At 51.4% G+C, this 14,828-nt stretch carries 16 protein-coding genes; 15 read left to right on the forward strand and 1 reads right to left on the reverse strand.

Features of this window, described 5'->3' with window-relative positions; translation table 11 throughout:
• The first annotated feature begins 4 nt into the window (after nucleotides 1–4).
• The 13 genes from ACT3RP_RS15210 to ACT3RP_RS15270 all read left to right on the forward strand — a co-directional run bounded on the left by ACT3RP_RS15210 (nucleotide 5) and on the right by ACT3RP_RS15270 (nucleotide 11,136).
• Nucleotides 5–1,279, forward strand: a complete 1,275-nt coding sequence (locus tag ACT3RP_RS15210) for an aromatic ring-hydroxylating oxygenase subunit alpha (protein ID WP_483394090.1) — start codon at nucleotides 5–7, stop codon at nucleotides 1,277–1,279.
• Nucleotides 1,280–1,284: 5 nt separating this feature from the next.
• Nucleotides 1,285–1,770, forward strand: a complete 486-nt coding sequence (locus ACT3RP_RS15215; protein WP_193063093.1) for an aromatic-ring-hydroxylating dioxygenase subunit beta — start codon at nucleotides 1,285–1,287, stop codon at nucleotides 1,768–1,770.
• Nucleotides 1,770–2,528 (forward strand): SDR family NAD(P)-dependent oxidoreductase, encoded by a 759-nt coding sequence (locus ACT3RP_RS15220; protein ID WP_193063095.1) that lies wholly within the window; start codon nucleotides 1,770–1,772, stop codon nucleotides 2,526–2,528. Before ACT3RP_RS15215 ends, ACT3RP_RS15220 begins: the two co-directional genes overlap by 1 nt.
• A 16-nt stretch (nucleotides 2,529–2,544) precedes the next feature.
• Nucleotides 2,545–3,501, forward strand: a complete 957-nt coding sequence (locus tag ACT3RP_RS15225; protein ID WP_193063097.1) for a PDR/VanB family oxidoreductase — start codon at nucleotides 2,545–2,547, stop codon at nucleotides 3,499–3,501.
• A gap of 22 nt (nucleotides 3,502–3,523) precedes the next feature.
• Nucleotides 3,524–4,072: a TRAP transporter small permease subunit gene (locus ACT3RP_RS15230; protein ID WP_193063099.1), complete on the forward strand. Its 549-nt coding sequence runs from the start codon at nucleotides 3,524–3,526 to the stop codon at nucleotides 4,070–4,072.
• Nucleotides 4,065–5,396 (forward strand): TRAP transporter large permease, encoded by a 1,332-nt coding sequence (locus tag ACT3RP_RS15235; RefSeq protein WP_483394091.1) that lies wholly within the window; start codon nucleotides 4,065–4,067, stop codon nucleotides 5,394–5,396. The genes ACT3RP_RS15230 and ACT3RP_RS15235 overlap by 8 nt, the downstream gene beginning before the upstream one ends.
• Before the next feature lie 40 nt (nucleotides 5,397–5,436).
• On the forward strand, nucleotides 5,437–6,465 hold the full coding sequence (locus ACT3RP_RS15240) for a TRAP transporter substrate-binding protein (protein WP_193063104.1): 1,029 nt from the start codon (nucleotides 5,437–5,439) through the stop codon (nucleotides 6,463–6,465).
• Between the two features lie 94 nt (nucleotides 6,466–6,559).
• Nucleotides 6,560–6,751: a 2-hydroxymuconate tautomerase gene (locus ACT3RP_RS15245; RefSeq protein WP_193063106.1), complete on the forward strand. Its 192-nt coding sequence runs from the start codon at nucleotides 6,560–6,562 to the stop codon at nucleotides 6,749–6,751.
• Between the two features lie 48 nt (nucleotides 6,752–6,799).
• Nucleotides 6,800–7,729 (forward strand): flavin reductase, encoded by a 930-nt coding sequence (locus tag ACT3RP_RS15250; protein ID WP_483394092.1) that lies wholly within the window; start codon nucleotides 6,800–6,802, stop codon nucleotides 7,727–7,729.
• A 67-nt stretch (nucleotides 7,730–7,796) separates the two neighbouring features.
• Nucleotides 7,797–8,363 (forward strand): nuclear transport factor 2 family protein, encoded by a 567-nt coding sequence (locus ACT3RP_RS15255; RefSeq protein ID WP_483394093.1) that lies wholly within the window; start codon nucleotides 7,797–7,799, stop codon nucleotides 8,361–8,363.
• Between the two features lie 12 nt (nucleotides 8,364–8,375).
• Nucleotides 8,376–9,422: a ketopantoate reductase family protein gene (locus ACT3RP_RS15260; protein ID WP_483394094.1), complete on the forward strand. Its 1,047-nt coding sequence runs from the start codon at nucleotides 8,376–8,378 to the stop codon at nucleotides 9,420–9,422.
• On the forward strand, nucleotides 9,423–10,205 hold the full coding sequence (locus ACT3RP_RS15265) for a class II aldolase/adducin family protein (protein ID WP_193063114.1): 783 nt from the start codon (nucleotides 9,423–9,425) through the stop codon (nucleotides 10,203–10,205).
• Nucleotides 10,206–10,212: 7 nt separating this feature from the next.
• Nucleotides 10,213–11,136: a ketopantoate reductase family protein gene (locus ACT3RP_RS15270; RefSeq protein WP_226938580.1), complete on the forward strand. Its 924-nt coding sequence runs from the start codon at nucleotides 10,213–10,215 to the stop codon at nucleotides 11,134–11,136.
• A gap of 14 nt (nucleotides 11,137–11,150) precedes the next feature.
• Here ACT3RP_RS15270 and ACT3RP_RS15275 read toward each other — a convergent pair whose 3' ends face one another.
• Nucleotides 11,151–12,257, reverse strand: a complete 1,107-nt coding sequence (locus tag ACT3RP_RS15275) for a TRAP transporter substrate-binding protein (protein ID WP_226938581.1) — start codon at nucleotides 12,255–12,257, stop codon at nucleotides 11,151–11,153.
• Between the two features lie 428 nt (nucleotides 12,258–12,685).
• Here ACT3RP_RS15275 and ACT3RP_RS15280 point away from each other — a divergent pair, with 428 nt between their 5' ends.
• The gene (locus ACT3RP_RS15280; RefSeq protein WP_483394095.1) at nucleotides 12,686–13,792 is read left to right on the forward strand and encodes an NAD/NADP octopine/nopaline dehydrogenase family protein; all 1,107 of its coding nucleotides are present in this window, start codon (nucleotides 12,686–12,688) and stop codon (nucleotides 13,790–13,792) included.
• A 25-nt stretch (nucleotides 13,793–13,817) separates the two neighbouring features.
• A complete protein-coding gene (locus ACT3RP_RS15285; protein WP_483394096.1) occupies nucleotides 13,818–14,795 on the forward strand; it encodes a 3-hydroxybutyryl-CoA dehydrogenase in 978 nt (325 codons plus the stop codon).
• Nucleotides 14,796–14,828 lie beyond the last annotated feature (33 nt).

Genomic DNA, 14,828 nt, shown 5'->3' on the forward strand with positions numbered 1-14,828 from the left:
TCAGATGAATCAATTAATTGACGCCAAGAATATTACGCTCGACCCCGACCAGTTGGTAAATAACGACAAAATTGCGACGCCGATGTACACCAGCTCGGAACTCTTTGATAAAGAGCAAGAGAAGATATTCCGTAAGACTTGGGTCTGGGTAGCGCATCAAAGTGAAGTGCCCGATAAGGGGTCGTTCAAGCTGTCAAAAGTGGGTCGCGAACCCGTCATTGTGGTGCGCGATCGTAAGAATAACTTCAATGTGATGGTCAACCGCTGCCGCCACCGTGCCGCTACGGTTTGCGAAATCCATAAGGGTAAAACCTCCTCCTTCCAATGCCCCTATCACGGCTGGGGTTATGGCCTTGATGGCAGCTTGCGTGCTTTGCCGCACCCCGAGCAGTACGGCGATGATTTCGATAAGTCGCAGCACGGACTGTTGACGCTACGTACAGAAAGCTACCAGGGCATGATCTTTGCGACATTCAACGACGAGATCGAGCCGCTAGAAGACTTTCTTGGCGCAGCCAAGAAGTGGATCGATCTATTTATGAAGCAGGGTGGCGGTTTCCCTGTGAAAACTCTCGGTGAGCATCAGTTCTCGGTACCCATGAACTGGAAAGTTCAACTCGAGAATACGACCGATGCTTACCATTTCCCGATCGTACACAAATCATTCCTGCAGTCTCTCGATGAGGAAGCTGAGAAGACGTTCTCTTTTCTTGATGGCGCCGGCTTCGTTGAAGACTTGGGTAACGGTCATTCGGTGATGGTGATGATCCCCGAGCTTGTTGACCTTGAGGAAGACCTTGATCGTAAAATTCCTGAGCGTTTTGAAGCGCTGGCTCAGGAGCTGCGCGGTGAGGGCTATCCCGAAGACCAGGCCCGCCGAATCGTACGTGCGGTAGGGGGCTCGGGATTTAACCTTAATTTATTCCCGAATGTGGCCTGCTCAATGGCGTTCTTCCGGGTGCTCACACCGGCCGCCGTCGATAAGACCGATATTCGCCATATCGCCATTGGCATGGATGGCGGTCCCGATTCTGCCAATCGCATGCGCCTGCGTCTGCATGAGCACTTTCAGGGCCCCATGGGCTTTGGCTCTCCCGATGATGCTGAGGTCTGGGAGCGTATACAGCGTGGCGTCGAGGGTGGCGCCGAGTTGCCGATTTTGGTTAATCGGGGCAGAGAGAAAGAGGCTCCCGGTGACGCTGGCCCGAGGGGGCACGTTTCAGATGAAACGGGCATGCGTGCTGCCTATGCCATGTGGAAACGGATGATGCAGGAGTGAGCGAAATGAAGACGATCAATAATGACAATTTGCTGTGGCAGGTTACTCAGTTTATTTGGCACGAAGCCGCCATTTTGGACGCAAATGAGTACGACGCCTGGCTCGACCTTTGGCTGCAAGATGGTTTGTACATCCTCCCTATCGAGGACGCCGAAGATTACTCAACAGTACTCAACCTCTGTTACGACGACGATAAAATGCGACGTGACCGCATCAAGCGCTTCCAAGATGGCTTCTCGATCTCATCGGCACCACCGGCCGTCACCGTTCGCACCTCATCGCGTTTCGTCATTAATGCGGTGGACGGAGATACCGTGGTCGTTTCCTGTGGGCAACATTTGGTAGAAGACAAGTTTGGACGTCAGCGCCTGTGGGCGGCCAACGTGCGCTATACCCTCACGTCCACCGACGCCAGCTTCAAGATCCAGGAGAAAGTGGTTCGTCTACTCAACTCGGATGGAGTGCTGAATTCGTTCAGCTATTTACACTGATGAGCGCACCGCTTCCCGACAAAATTCAGACCGCCGTGGTGACAGGTGGTGCACGTGGACTTGGGACCCACATCGTACGTGCCCTGCACAAGGCAGGTTTTCGCGTCGTCATTACCGACATTGACCCGGAACCGGCTGAAGCATTGGCATCTGAGCTTGATCTGGCAGGTGAAACCGCAGTGACGGCGACACTCGATGTTGCCAAACCCGAAGATTTTCAGCGTGTTTTGGATAGGGTCGTTGAGCGTTGGGGTAGTTGCGAGGTGCTGGTCAACAATGCTGCGCGAACCGCTGTACAAGATGTGTTTGATATTGACCCCGCCTTTTTTAATGAAGTGATGGCCACTAACGCGGGCAGTGTGTTTGCTGGCTGCCAGATATTTGGACGCCACTTTAGGGCTCGCGGTTACGGGCGTCTGGTGAACCTAGCATCGCTGGCAGGGCAGAACGGTGGAACGGCCACTGGGGCTCATTACGCAGCCTCCAAAGGCGCCATTCTGACGTTGACCAAAATCTTCGCCCGCGATTTGGCGCCTGACGGTGTGACCTGCAATGCCATTGCGCCAGGGCCATTGGATACGCCTATGGTGCGTGAGGTGCTCGGTGAAAATCTGGATAAAGCGCTTGCCAATATTCCTGTCGGCCAACTGGGCTCCCCCGACCTGGTGGCGCAGATGGTGAGCTTCCTGGCAAGCCCGCAGGCGGCATTCGTGAACGGTGCCTGCTGGGATGTCAATGGCGGCATTTACATGCGCTGAGAACCTGGAGATAACCATGCAAGATGACATCATAACCCTGCGAGTTGCTCGACGTGATGCCCATACCAGTGAGATCGCAGTACTCGACCTCGTGGCTGTGGATGGTAGCGAGCTCCCCCCTTTCAAGGCGGGGGCACATATCGATATTCATCTCGAAGAGGGGCTTATACGACAGTACTCGTTAAGTAATGCGCCCAATGAGCGCCACCGCTATCGCCTGGGTGTGTTGCTCGACCCTGGTTCTCGAGGCGGCTCACGTGCAGTGCATGAACGCCTGGATGAGGGCGCCGAGATTAAGGTAGGGGTTCCGCGTAATCTCTTTCCGTTGGAGGAGGACGCGCCACACACCCTGTTAGTCGGTGGTGGTATCGGCGTCACTCCGATGATTGCCATGGCTTACGAGCTACAGTCTGCCGGGCGCCCCTTTGAGCTGCACTACTGTTGTCGTGCGCGCGATAAAGCCGCTTTCATCGATGAGTTGGAGTCTGCCTTTGGCGATGCACTGGTACTGCATTTTGATGATGGTGAGCCCGCTCAGAAGCTGGAAATAGCAGGTGTGCTGGCAGCACAACAAGCCAATACTCACCTATACGTTTGTGGCCCGACCGGCTTTATGGATTGGGTGCTTGGCGCGGCCCAGACGTCGGGTTGGCCCAAGGCCCGCATTCATTCTGAGTATTTCACTGCTGACGTAGATACCAGTGGTGCTGCTTTTGAAGTGGAGGTGGCCAGCAGCGGCGTCACCGTTCAGGTCGCAGAAGGGATGTCCATTGCTCAGGCGCTCAAGGCAGCGGGTGTCAAAGTGAATGTCTCGTGTGAAGAGGGGGTCTGCGGTACTTGTATTTGTGATGTGTTGGAAGGCACTCCTGATCATCGCGACCAGTTCCTCAGTGACGAAGAGAAAGAAGACAACGACCAGATCGCGGTGTGTTGCTCACGCGCCAAGAGCGCACGGTTAGTCATTGACCTTTGACCCATAAAAGAAGGGGAACAACATGCACTCCGTGAGTAAACGACTCTGTGAACTCATCCTGAACGCATGCGGTATCTGCCTGTTGCTGATTGCCTTTGTCATCGGTGCTGGCGTTTTGATGCACTTATTGGGTGTATCACATCTCCTCACGTTTGGAACATCGTACTGGTTGGTAGGTAATGCCATTACGTTTAATTCTCTGATGGGGTTTCAGGTACTACTGTTTGCGCTCGCGATGATGCTGTCCATCGCGCCCGTCATGTTGCTCGATCGGCACGTAAGGGTTGATGTGTTCCACGCACGTCTGTCATCGCGTTATCGGAGTGTCATCGACATCGTCGGGCATGCATTGTTCGGCATCCCCTTCTTTGCCTTTCTACTCCTTCCTGCTTATCAGTTTGCCGAGCGCTCTTATCTCACCAGTGAACGCTCGTCGGATGGCGGTCTGACCGATATCTATGTGATCAAGGCGGTTCTGTTCGTGGGTATTGCGTTATTTCTTGCCGTGCTGGTGTATCTCTTGGCAAAACGGCTCTGGATTGAGGTAGCTGGGAGGGCGAATAATGCTTGATATGTGGATGCCTATCGCCATGGTATTGCTGCTATTTGCAGGCATTCTTTCTGGCTATCCAGTCGCTTTGGTGCTGGGTGGTGTAGCCGCTATGTTTCTGCTGATTTCAGACCTGCCGATGGCCTTTTCCAACCTTATGCTCACAAGAGTTTACGCCAACGCAATTAACAATTGGCTCTATGTCGCCATACCGATGTTTATCATGATGGGGCTATTACTTGAGCGTACTGGGCTGGCTCGGGACGCTTTCCGTGTGAGCGAGCGGTTGTTGCGTAAACTTCCAGGTCATTTAGCGCTGACGGTACTGTTTATCGGGGGGGTGATGGCAGCAACCACCGGTGTCGTGGGGGCTTCCGTTGTGCTGCTCGCGGTTCTGGCACTGCCCCGAATGCTGGAGTCTGGCTATTCAGCGCCCGAATCGGCAGGCCTGATTTCGGCATCTGGGACGCTGGCTATCCTAATGCCGCCCTCAGTGATGTTGATTATTCTGTCGAGTTTAGTCTCAGTACCGGTTGGTCATCTTTTCAAGGCGGCGCTGGTGCCGAGTGGCTTATTACTGTTGCTATATATGCTCTATTCGCTAGGGCGGGTTTTATGGCAACAGCGCTCATCGCAGCCCTCAACGTTAAGTCAGTACGTTGAGGAACCCGAGAATGAAAGCATGTGGCGCAGCTTGCTGGCGCTGTTTCCCTTCCTTGTACTGATTCCCATCGTGCTCGGTACCATTGTTTTCGGGGTGGCAACGCCAACGGAGGCTAGTGGGGTGGGTGTCCTGGCGGTGCTTGGGTTCGCCACTCTGATGGGGAAGATCGATAGTTCTTCGGTGATAACGGCAGCCAGAGAGACGGTTGTTTCTACCGCTATGATCATGATGCTGGTGATTACGGCGACCTGTTTTTCATTGATTTTTAAGGGGGTAGGAGGAGACAACTTAATTCGTAGCAGTTTGAATCTAATGGGTGGAGGCAGTTGGAGTGTGCTGATTCTCATTCTATTGCTGGTCTTTTTACTAGGGTTCTTTCTCGACTGGATGGAAATCTCGTTGATCTTGATGCCTATCTTCGTTCCTATCGTCTCCCAGTTGGAGCTATCGAATGGACTTGCCGGTGGTTCGCTACTGGTTTGGTTTGCCATTCTGTTTGCCATCAATTTGCAGACCTCCTTTCTAACCCCCCCATTTGGCGTATCACTCTTCTATTTGAAAGGAGCCGTGGGTGATCGCATCGCTACGCTGGATATCTATCGAGGGGTGCTGCCCTTCATCGCCATTCAGCTCTTCGTCCTGATACTGATCCTATGCTTCCCACGGTTGCTCATGCTGTAGGCATCGCATCCAAGAATCTCACCACCCAGGAGTTGAACCTATGCATTTTCCCATCAAAAAATCCATCGCCGTTACGGGCATGTCTCTGCTGGCCTCTACTGCGATGGCCCAAAACTTGACCCTGCAATCGGCTTTTCCTTTCAGCCTGGAGGTAATTGATACCTCTATACATCGCTTTGTGGATGACGTGGCGACGGCGACTAATGGGGAACTGACCTTTACACCCTATGATGCTGGTTCCTTTTCACCGCCCTTTGAAATCATGGAGAACGTGGGTAACGGCAGCTTGGATGCAGGTTGGTCTGCGGCCAGCTATTGGGCAGGGCAGATACCCGCGGCGGCACTGTTTCAGAGCATTCCCTTCGGCCCTGATGTGCCCAAATATCTTGCTTGGCTGTATGGCGGTGATGGTCTAGAGCTGTGGGAAGCACTGTATGAATCTCATAATGTCGTACCGATTCCCTGTGGCAGCATGATCTCGGAGGCGGGTGGTTGGTTTAGTGAGGAAATCAACAGCGTTGACGATCTTAATGGCATGAGTATGCGCATCAGTGGTTTGGGCGGAGAGGTTATGAGTCGGCTGGGCGTTTCTCCCGTTTCCATTCCTGCTGGCGAGACGTTCCTTGGCCTGGATACGGGGCGTATTGGTGCAGCAGAACTTAGTTTTCCGACCATTGATACCAGTGCCGGCTTCTACGAAGTGGCGAAGCACTATTACTTTCCTGGCTGGCATCAGCCGGGCAGTCTCAACGAACTGCTGGTCAACGCTGACGTTTGGGCAGGGCTAGAAGATCAACAGCGCTTAGCCGTGCGAAATGCGTGCAGCGATCTGAGTATTCGTATGTACGCTCATGATATGCAAGCGCAGTCAGCGGCACTGGATGAATTTCGTGAGGCTGGGGTGACGGTTGAGCGCTTCCCTGATGAAGTGTTGGCCGCCTTAAACACAGCGACAGAAGACGTGCTGGAAGAAGCATCGCAACGTGATAGCGATTTTGCTGACGTGATGGCGTCGTATAAAAGCTTTAGCGAGCGCTACGACGAATATCGCGAGCTGACTGCCTTTTAATTATCTCCACTTTTAAATATCTCCAGAATGACATGCTGACGCCTCCGCTGGTATGTCGTGGCACACCACTTTACGACAGATAACGAGGGTCGCTATGCCTACCGTTCACGTATACATGATGTCAGGAAGAAGCCAGCAGCAGAAAGAAGCACTCATCGGCGAGGTTACCGACGCTGTCGTGTCTTCGTTGAGTGCGCCCAAGGAAAACGTGCGCGTGATTATCAGCGAGGTGCCTAAGAGCGAATATGGGATTGGTGGTGTCACTGGTGAAAAGCTAGGCCGCTGATAACGTCGCTGAATAACCCTCAGCACAATAGGTCAAGAGAGGCAGAGTATGAGTATTGATACCCGCGATTTTAGAAACGCATTGGGAAAATTTGCCACCGGCGTCACCGTTATCACTACACGGGATGCCGAAGGGGAACATTATGGTGTCACGGCCAGCAGTTTCAATGCCGTTTCCATGACGCCACCGCTGATTTTATGGAGCATTGATAAAAACGCCTATAGCTTGGATGCCTACTGTAAGGCAGAGCATTTTGTCGTCAACGTACTGGGCAGTGACCAAGTGCCCATCTCCAACCGGTTTGCCCAACGGGGTGAAAACAAGTTTCAGGGTATTGAGCAGGAAGAGGGCGTTGGGGGGAGTGCCAAAATAACGGGTTCCGTGGCACATTTTGAATGCCGAACTTGGCAAGTTTACGAAGGTGGAGACCATTTCATCATCGTGGGCGAGGTACTGAAGTACAGCTATCAGGATGGTCGCGGCTCTCTTGTTTTCCACAATGGTCGCTATGCCTTGCCTGAACCTCACCCAATGACCATTCCTCAAGAAGAGATCGAAACGGGAGAGGGGCTTCTAGGGCAGCATTTTCTTTATCTATTGCGTCAGTCTCTCGCGGCTTATCGTAAAGATTTTTACCCTCGCTTAGAGCACTTAGGCGCGAATGAAAAGGAGTGGCGGGTACTGACACTGCTGCTCGATCGGGGAGCACAGCCTATTGAGAGCGTTGCTCAAGGCGTCGCTCAGCCCCTCGAAGATTTTGAGGATACGTTAAGTGGCCTGACCCGTCGCGATTTAGTGAAGGAAGCGAGAGACGAGCGACTGCTTGGCCTGACAGAGGCGGGAAGCGAGTTGGCACACACGTTGTTACAGATGGCGTGGGATCATGAGCAGAAAGTGTTCGATGGCGTTAGTGAAGAAGATAAGAGCCATATGAAGTCAGGGCTCGCTCATGTCATTGAACAGCTGGGCTCTCGCTAATCGCATGGACGACAAGCTGTTGCAATAGGTGGCAGTTAATCACTTTACCACTTAGAGGAGAAGAAAGATGACGGAGGTGACGAAAGCCGCATTTCAACGGCTTGTGGAGCGCGTCGACATACTAGAGGCTGAGGCGGAAATTCGGCGGATCCAGGCGCGGTATATGTTTCTGTGTGATACACCTCTGCCGGAATACGGTATTAAAAGTGATGAGGATCGCATTGCGCTAATCATGGCTCTTTATGCCGATGATGCGGTCTGGGAAGGCGTGGGTGAGTATTACGATGGCCAATTTGGGCGTTTGGAAGGTGCCGCCGCCATCCGGCGCCACTTTGAAAACTTCTGGGGGCAGAAAAAAGATCCTAAATTACTGTTCAATGTGCATTATTTAACGTCTGAGCAGATTCACGTTAAGGGCGATGCAGCGACTGGCCAATGGGTACATTGCCAGCCATGGATTTTTTCAGACGGCAGCTCGCTACTACGTTCATCAAGACTGAACAATGCGTTTAGGAAGCAAAGTGATGGTCGGTGGCTGATTACCCGAACGCGCACTGAAAATGTCTTTGTCGCACCCTTGAAAGAGGGGTGGGCAACGGACTTCCCTTCTACGTCCGTTCTGCTCAACCCGTAAGGTGGGCACCTGATGTTATCCGCTAATGCTTCTCTAAGAATATGTATCGTGGGTGCCGGTGCTATTGGTACTACCCTGGCGGCGCGCCTTGCGCTGGCAGGGCATACGATCAGCGTATTAGCTCGCGGTGCCACTCTGGCGGCTATTAGGCAAAACGGTGTTTGTCTAATCGATCAGCAGGGTCAACACACTGCAAATGTCATCGTTTCGGATAACTGTTCCGATCTGGGTGAGCAAGACATTATTTTTCTATGTACCAAGTCTCAATCCGTTCCTGAATTACTGCCTCGACTACATTCTCTATTTGGTTGTAATACGCTTTTGGTTCCCATGGTGAATGGCACTCCCTGGTGGTTGTTCATGGAGGTGCCTGCAGCGCACCAAGCGGATGCAGCGCACTATATAGAAGCCGTAGACCCAGGAGGTAAGCTAGTTCACTGCATTCCTGCCAGTGCCATCATCGGGTGCGTTGTTTATATATCAGCACAACTTAAGGCGCCAGGTGTCGCCTGCTCATATACCTCTCCTCGGCTGGTTGTTGGTGGTATTAATGCTACCGCGGATCATGCCACTGATAATCGTATAATAACGCTCCTTGAGGCACTTGAATCCGCGGGAATTGCGACACATCACTCTCGATATATCAGAGATGCCGTATGGAGCAAAATCGCTGCTAATCTGACGTCCAACCCGCTTTCGGTGATTACAGGTACCACGCTGGAACAGTTATATAGCCAACCTTCGCTTCAAAAAATTGTATGCCGGATTTTTGATGAAACGCGGATGACGGCCAATGCCTATGGAAGTGACCTTGAAATGACATTGCAAGAGCTTCTAGATCTAGGTGCACATATGGGAGCTGTCAAAACCTCAATGTTGCAGGACTATCAACAGGGTCGAATGCTGGAGCTCGCCGCGATTGTCGAGGGGGTGATCGAACTGGCTGACAGGAAGAATATTTCTGTCCCTGCTATCAAAACCATTCTCCACCTTACGCAGTACTTTGAAAACGCAGGCCCTCTTCACTTACATGCCCACTGTGGCAAGGAGTATATTTAAATGAATATTAAACCAATACCTATGCCCGACAATATTGTTAAGCCTAGTGACTGTAATGAAGAGGAGTGGCAGCAGCGCGTTAAACTCGCTTACTGTTACCACTTAGTCGATTTCTTCGGTTGGACCGAAACAATCTTCAACCACATCTCTGCTCGAGTGCCGGGCTCCGATAATCACTACCTGGTCAATCCTTTCGGTCTCAACTACACGGAAGTGACGCCGTTAAACCTATTGAAGGTCGATCTTGACGGTAACAAGGTAGTGGCATCGGAGTACGATGCCAATCCCGCTGGCTTTGCTCTCCATAGTGCCGTTCATGGGGTTCGAGAAGATATACACTGTATGTTGCATACGCATACCATTCCTATTTCAGCTGTCGTGCAAAAGAAAAGGGGATTTACCCACCATGACTTCTATGGTGCCCAGCTATATGGGCGTGTGGGGTATCATGACTTTGAAGGTATTACGCTCTTTGACGATGAAAAAAAGCGCATGCTGGAAAATCTAGGTAACAAGCATATTCTAGTGTTACGTAATCATGGAATTGCTGTAGGCGAATCTACTATTGAGAAGACGCTTTTCCTATTGTGGACCGTTCAGCGAGCGGCTGAAAATCAATGTGCTGCTGGGTCGTTGGGAGGAGACGACATGGAAATCGACGTGTCTACCAGCCAGAAGTGTGCTGATCTTACCGCTAAATTGATTCGTGAAAGTGGCTTCGCCAACCAGTTCTTTGATGCCATGGTGCGCAAGTTGAAATCCGAACGTACACTCCCCTTTTAATTTAATAATGAAAATAGCAATCATAGGTGCGGGTGCTATGGGATGTCTGTTTGCTGCTCGGCTTGCGCTGAGTGGCAACCCCGTGCATTTGGTTGATGTAGACCCAGCCACCATCGAGACCATTCGTGCCAAGGGCATCACGCTGAAGATGGATGACGGAGAGACGCAGCATGTGTTTCTGCCGATTCATTGCGCCGACCAACTGCGAGAACACTTCGATCTTTTGATGGTACTGACCAAGGGGACGGTCACCTCGGCGGCTATGCGCTCGTCAGCACACCTCATCATGCCTGATACACGATTGCTGACATTACAGAATGGGCTTGGCAATGCAGAGTTGATAGCTAAGCACGCGGTAGCCTCGCATATTTTGCACGGGGTCACCACGATCGCAGCGGATCTCAAAACGCCTGGAGAAGTACATGGCAATCAGCAGGGAGATATTCATTGGGGGTATTACCAAAGTGAAGTAGACCTCTTTGCGCGACAGTTGCATGAGACCTTGCAGCATGCCGGTTTCAATAGTTTTCTAGACGCTGCAGTCGATAGCCGTATTTGGGAAAAAGTGGCTTTTAATGCCGCGCTCAACGCGCTTTGTACATTGCTCAACAGGCCAGTAGGAGAGGTAGGCCAACATCGAGAAGGGCAACAGTTAATACAACGGGTTGTGAATGAGTGCCGTATGGTCGCCAGAGAAGCCGGGGTATCATTCAACCAGCAGCGTGTACTCGACAACATCGCCCATGCGATTAGCCACCAAGCACATCACCTTCCCTCTATGCTGCAGGATCGACGCGCTAGCCGATCCACTGAAGTAGATGCCATTCATGGCACCATCTTACGTATCGCAGCGCGGCAGCAAGTGCATGTCCCAGTGCTTGAAACCCTGTATTGTTTACTGAAAATAGGTGAGCCGCCGTTTAACCACTGACTTTATGCACGTTATTACTGGTACTGGTCGATCAATTCGAGCATGCGGTTATACAACTCCGCCGCAGGAAGCCCTTGGCTAGCGATTTGCTCTATACGTTGTTCATTAAGGGGCTCAAGACGTCCATCCCAGAGTGCTTTCTCTTCATCTGTCAGGGTAACCACCTCAAGATTGTGATTTTCCTGTGACCAATTGATCGATTCCTCCACGTGAGCATCGAGATAGTGTCCTGCATATTGCGAAGCTTCGGCCCCTAGCTCATCAATAACCTGTTGCACATCTGCTGGTAGAGATTCCCAGCGTTGACGGCTCATCACTACCAACATCACAACATTAGATAAGGGATAGTCCACTGTATAGCCAAGATAGCGGGCGAACTGAAGATCCATCAGCGTTTCACGAGACGACGCTACCCCCTCGACGATCCCAGCCTGGATTGCCTCTCCTGCTTCAGCTTGAGACATCCCTATGGGTATAGCGCCCAAAGCGCGCATGGACTCAGACTCGCCTGGCACACGAATTTCCATGCCGGATAGATCCTCGAGCGTATTCACTTCACTACGCGTCTGGAGATAACCAGGTTCGGAGGTGAAAACGGTGATTACCTTGAAGTCTTCAAGGCCGAATTGCTCTTGGGAGAACTCTTGCACTAACTGAAAGGCAACCTGACTAGCCACCTCGGCATTGACATCAATGCCGGTGAAGTTGCCGATCAGGTTCAGTAACGGAAAGCGTGCAGGCTCATAGGAGGTTGTCGTCAGGCCGATATCAGCTACTCCGTTAAGTACGCCATCTAGCATGTTTCCTGCTGTGAGCAGAGTGCCGCCGGGAAAAGTATTAACCTTTACCTTTCCATCTGTTCGTTTTTCCAGTTCATCGGCCCAGAACTGCATCTGCATGCCAGGGAACGTCTGTTCGGGAGCAAAAAATGCGTAACTGAGATTGATGTCACTAGCTAATGTCGTTGTGCTTAACACGGCTCCAGCCAACAGACTACTGAGACGCAGCAGTGGAGTTCGGTACTGCAAAAACGGGGGCTTTTTGTGCATTTTTATCGTCATGGTGAGCATCCTCTCTTTTGTTGTTTGTTTAATGCCAGTCGCTAAGGTACGCATAAGCATTCAACATCACATGAAAAGTAAAGTAAATTGTTAAGTAGGCAGCTTTCATTTGAAATAATGCAAATCAAGTTCCAATCGTTGAAAAAAGCTTAATTATTATTTATTTAAGGAGATCCGTAGGTTTCTATGTTTAGTTGAGACCAGCACTCGTTTCGTCACTTCTCTCTGGCAAAGCACCACTCCAGCGCACCTTGGTGCACTCACACTTACTACCCAATAAGTTCGACGCCTCGAATGGTGGCTAACAATGCTCTCTCCCATGAAAGGGGGTGTGAGTCGCTAGCCTTATCGAGCGCCGGCCTGTTTTAGAGAGTTGTTATTAGTTGCGTTTTTTGAATATCGGCTTCGTATTATGGATATCCGTCAGTAACGCTATGGCTATACCGTTGAATGATCTTGCCAAGCATTCATTAGAAATGGAGATAAGCATGAGAGTCAGCGTTATTGGCGGTGGACATGGTTGCTATGCTGCAGCCATCGAGATGGTAGAAAAAGGCTTCGATGTTACGTTGTGGCGCCGGGACAACGATGCACTGAAAGAACTGAGCCAATTGGGTCATCTGGAAGTTAAGGATGCAAAAGGTGAGCGGAGTATTCAGATTGGCGCTGGTCAGAATCAATTATCTCTAACGGGCGACTTGGTGGAAGCGATTCATCAGGCGGAATTATTGATTGTCCCCTTGCCCGCCACTTCCCATGAAAATTTAGCTGATCAATTAGGGCCATTGCTCCAGGATAATCAGGTGGTCTTTCTGCCACCCGGCACATTCGGTTGTTATCTTTTCCATAGAGCGATGAAAAAGGCGGGCAACGATAGTCGCGTTGCCTTCTGTGAAACAGGAACACTCCCTTATCTGGCGCGTAAGCACGGTGCCAATAAAGTGGTTATCAGTGTCTATGCAACCCGCCTTCCTACGGGCGTATTCCCCAGCGAACTGTCTGAACATGCCTTTTCGGTACTGCGAGAAGCTTATCCAAGCGTTGAGCCTATCGAAGATGGTCTTAGTGGTGCCTTGATGAACGCTGGCGCTATTATTCATCCGCCTTTAATTATGATGAATGCGGGGCCGCTGGAGCACTTTGATGCCTGGGATATTCACAACGAAGGAACCCAGCCCTCTATCCGAAGCGTGACCACCGCGCTGGACAATGAACGTATCGCGGTGAGAGAGGCGCTGGGCTATCGATCCCCCCACTTTCCACTCGCTAACCACTATGCCTCCGAAGGTGAGGAGTGGATGTATGGCCGGGGTGCCCACGGGAAACTGACCGATAGCGGTGACTGGCGGGAGAATATAGATCTTCATAGTCATCGTTACATGTTGGAAGACACTCGATTGGGGCTCTCCTTTATCGTCTCGGTTGGCCGCTGGGCAGGACAACCTACGCCGGTGGCCGATGGGCTGTTAAGCATCGCTTCTGCAATCACTGGACGGGATCTATATGCACAAGGTCGGACGTTTGAAATGCTGGAACTGGATTCGCTTTCAAAGGAACAGATGCGCTTATTGTTGACGTATGGCATGGCAGCCTGACCTTACCGATACAGGAGACAACATCATGCAGGACAAGATCATCGTGCTTGGGGCAGGACGAATGGGAGAAGGTATTGCACTCTCTTTCATTCTGGCGGGGAAAGAGGTCATGCTGATCGACTTCAAGTCGCGCAGCTCTGAAGAGCGGCAGCGCTATTACGAGCAAGCACGCAGTCGGCTATTAACAGAACTCAATTATCTGCTGGAGAAGCGGTTAATCCAGGAACGCCAAGTCACTCCAATGGTGGAGTTACTAGATATAGTAGATCACCAGCAGGTTCAAACGCTGGCGGGCAGAACCTTAGTTTTCGAGGCGCTGCCTGAAGTCAAAGAGATCAAAAAGGAGGGGCTGAGCTGGGCAAGCCGGCATCTGGATGAGGATACTGTCATTGCATCGACTACCTCCACTTTTTTGGTGACTGAATTGTCCTGCATGGTCAGTCATCCTGCTCGTTTCATGAACGCGCATTGGCTCAACCCTGCGCATTTGATGCCACTCGTTGAGGTCAGTCGGGCTAAGGAGACCGAACAACGTTTTATAGATGAGCTGTTCGCAGTCCTTAAAGGTATTGGGAAAGTGCCGATGCTGTGTGAGGCGGTGCCTGGCTATATTGTTCCTCGCTTGCAGGTGCTGCTCATGAATGAAGCCGCACGTATGGTCGAAGAAGGGGTTGCCAGTGCCGAAGATATTGATGTGGCTGTTCGGGTTGGACTCGGACTGCGTTATTCGGTTTTGGGAGTGCTGGAATTCATCGATTGGGGCGGCGGCGATACACTTTTCTACGCCTCCAATTACCTGTGCGACAAGCTTGATAACCGCTTTCAGGCACCTGCCGTCATTTCACGTAACATGCAAGAGCAGCGTCGTGGCTTTCAGGATGGGGTGGGGTTCTTCGATTATACGGGGGTAGATTTAACGAACTACCGCCGACAGCGCTCCGATGATTTTCTTAAGCGACTGGAGCTTTTGGAGCTGATGCCTGTGGTCAGTGACAGTCGTTGATGAGTATAGGTTTGAATACGCTCGAACGGGAGC

It is taken from the genome of Halomonas sp. AOP5-B2-8 (assembly GCF_052376475.1).
Classification (GTDB): Bacteria; Pseudomonadota; Gammaproteobacteria; order Pseudomonadales; family Halomonadaceae; genus Vreelandella; species Vreelandella casei.

Excerpts from the sequence above, each read along its gene's own strand:
- ACT3RP_RS15210 (WP_483394090.1), top strand. The coding sequence starts at position 5 with ATGAATCAATTAATTGACGCCAAGAATATTACGCTCGACCCCGACCAG.
- ACT3RP_RS15215 (WP_193063093.1), top strand. The coding sequence starts at position 1,285 with ATGAAGACGATCAATAATGACAATTTGCTGTGGCAGGTTACTCAGTTT.
- ACT3RP_RS15220 (WP_193063095.1), top strand. The coding sequence starts at position 1,770 with ATGAGCGCACCGCTTCCCGACAAAATTCAGACCGCCGTGGTGACAGGT.
- ACT3RP_RS15225 (WP_193063097.1), top strand. The coding sequence starts at position 2,545 with ATGCAAGATGACATCATAACCCTGCGAGTTGCTCGACGTGATGCCCAT.
- ACT3RP_RS15230 (WP_193063099.1), top strand. The coding sequence starts at position 3,524 with ATGCACTCCGTGAGTAAACGACTCTGTGAACTCATCCTGAACGCATGC.
- ACT3RP_RS15235 (WP_483394091.1), top strand. The coding sequence starts at position 4,065 with ATGCTTGATATGTGGATGCCTATCGCCATGGTATTGCTGCTATTTGCA.
- ACT3RP_RS15240 (WP_193063104.1), top strand. The coding sequence starts at position 5,437 with ATGCATTTTCCCATCAAAAAATCCATCGCCGTTACGGGCATGTCTCTG.
- ACT3RP_RS15245 (WP_193063106.1), top strand. The coding sequence starts at position 6,560 with ATGCCTACCGTTCACGTATACATGATGTCAGGAAGAAGCCAGCAGCAG.
- ACT3RP_RS15250 (WP_483394092.1), top strand. The coding sequence starts at position 6,800 with ATGAGTATTGATACCCGCGATTTTAGAAACGCATTGGGAAAATTTGCC.
- ACT3RP_RS15255 (WP_483394093.1), top strand. The coding sequence starts at position 7,797 with ATGACGGAGGTGACGAAAGCCGCATTTCAACGGCTTGTGGAGCGCGTC.
- ACT3RP_RS15260 (WP_483394094.1), top strand. The coding sequence starts at position 8,376 with ATGTTATCCGCTAATGCTTCTCTAAGAATATGTATCGTGGGTGCCGGT.
- ACT3RP_RS15265 (WP_193063114.1), top strand. The coding sequence starts at position 9,423 with ATGAATATTAAACCAATACCTATGCCCGACAATATTGTTAAGCCTAGT.
- ACT3RP_RS15270 (WP_226938580.1), top strand. The coding sequence starts at position 10,213 with ATGAAAATAGCAATCATAGGTGCGGGTGCTATGGGATGTCTGTTTGCT.
- ACT3RP_RS15275 (WP_226938581.1), bottom strand. The coding sequence starts at position 12,257 with ATGCTTATGCGTACCTTAGCGACTGGCATTAAACAAACAACAAAAGAG.
- ACT3RP_RS15280 (WP_483394095.1), top strand. The coding sequence starts at position 12,686 with ATGAGAGTCAGCGTTATTGGCGGTGGACATGGTTGCTATGCTGCAGCC.
- ACT3RP_RS15285 (WP_483394096.1), top strand. The coding sequence starts at position 13,818 with ATGCAGGACAAGATCATCGTGCTTGGGGCAGGACGAATGGGAGAAGGT.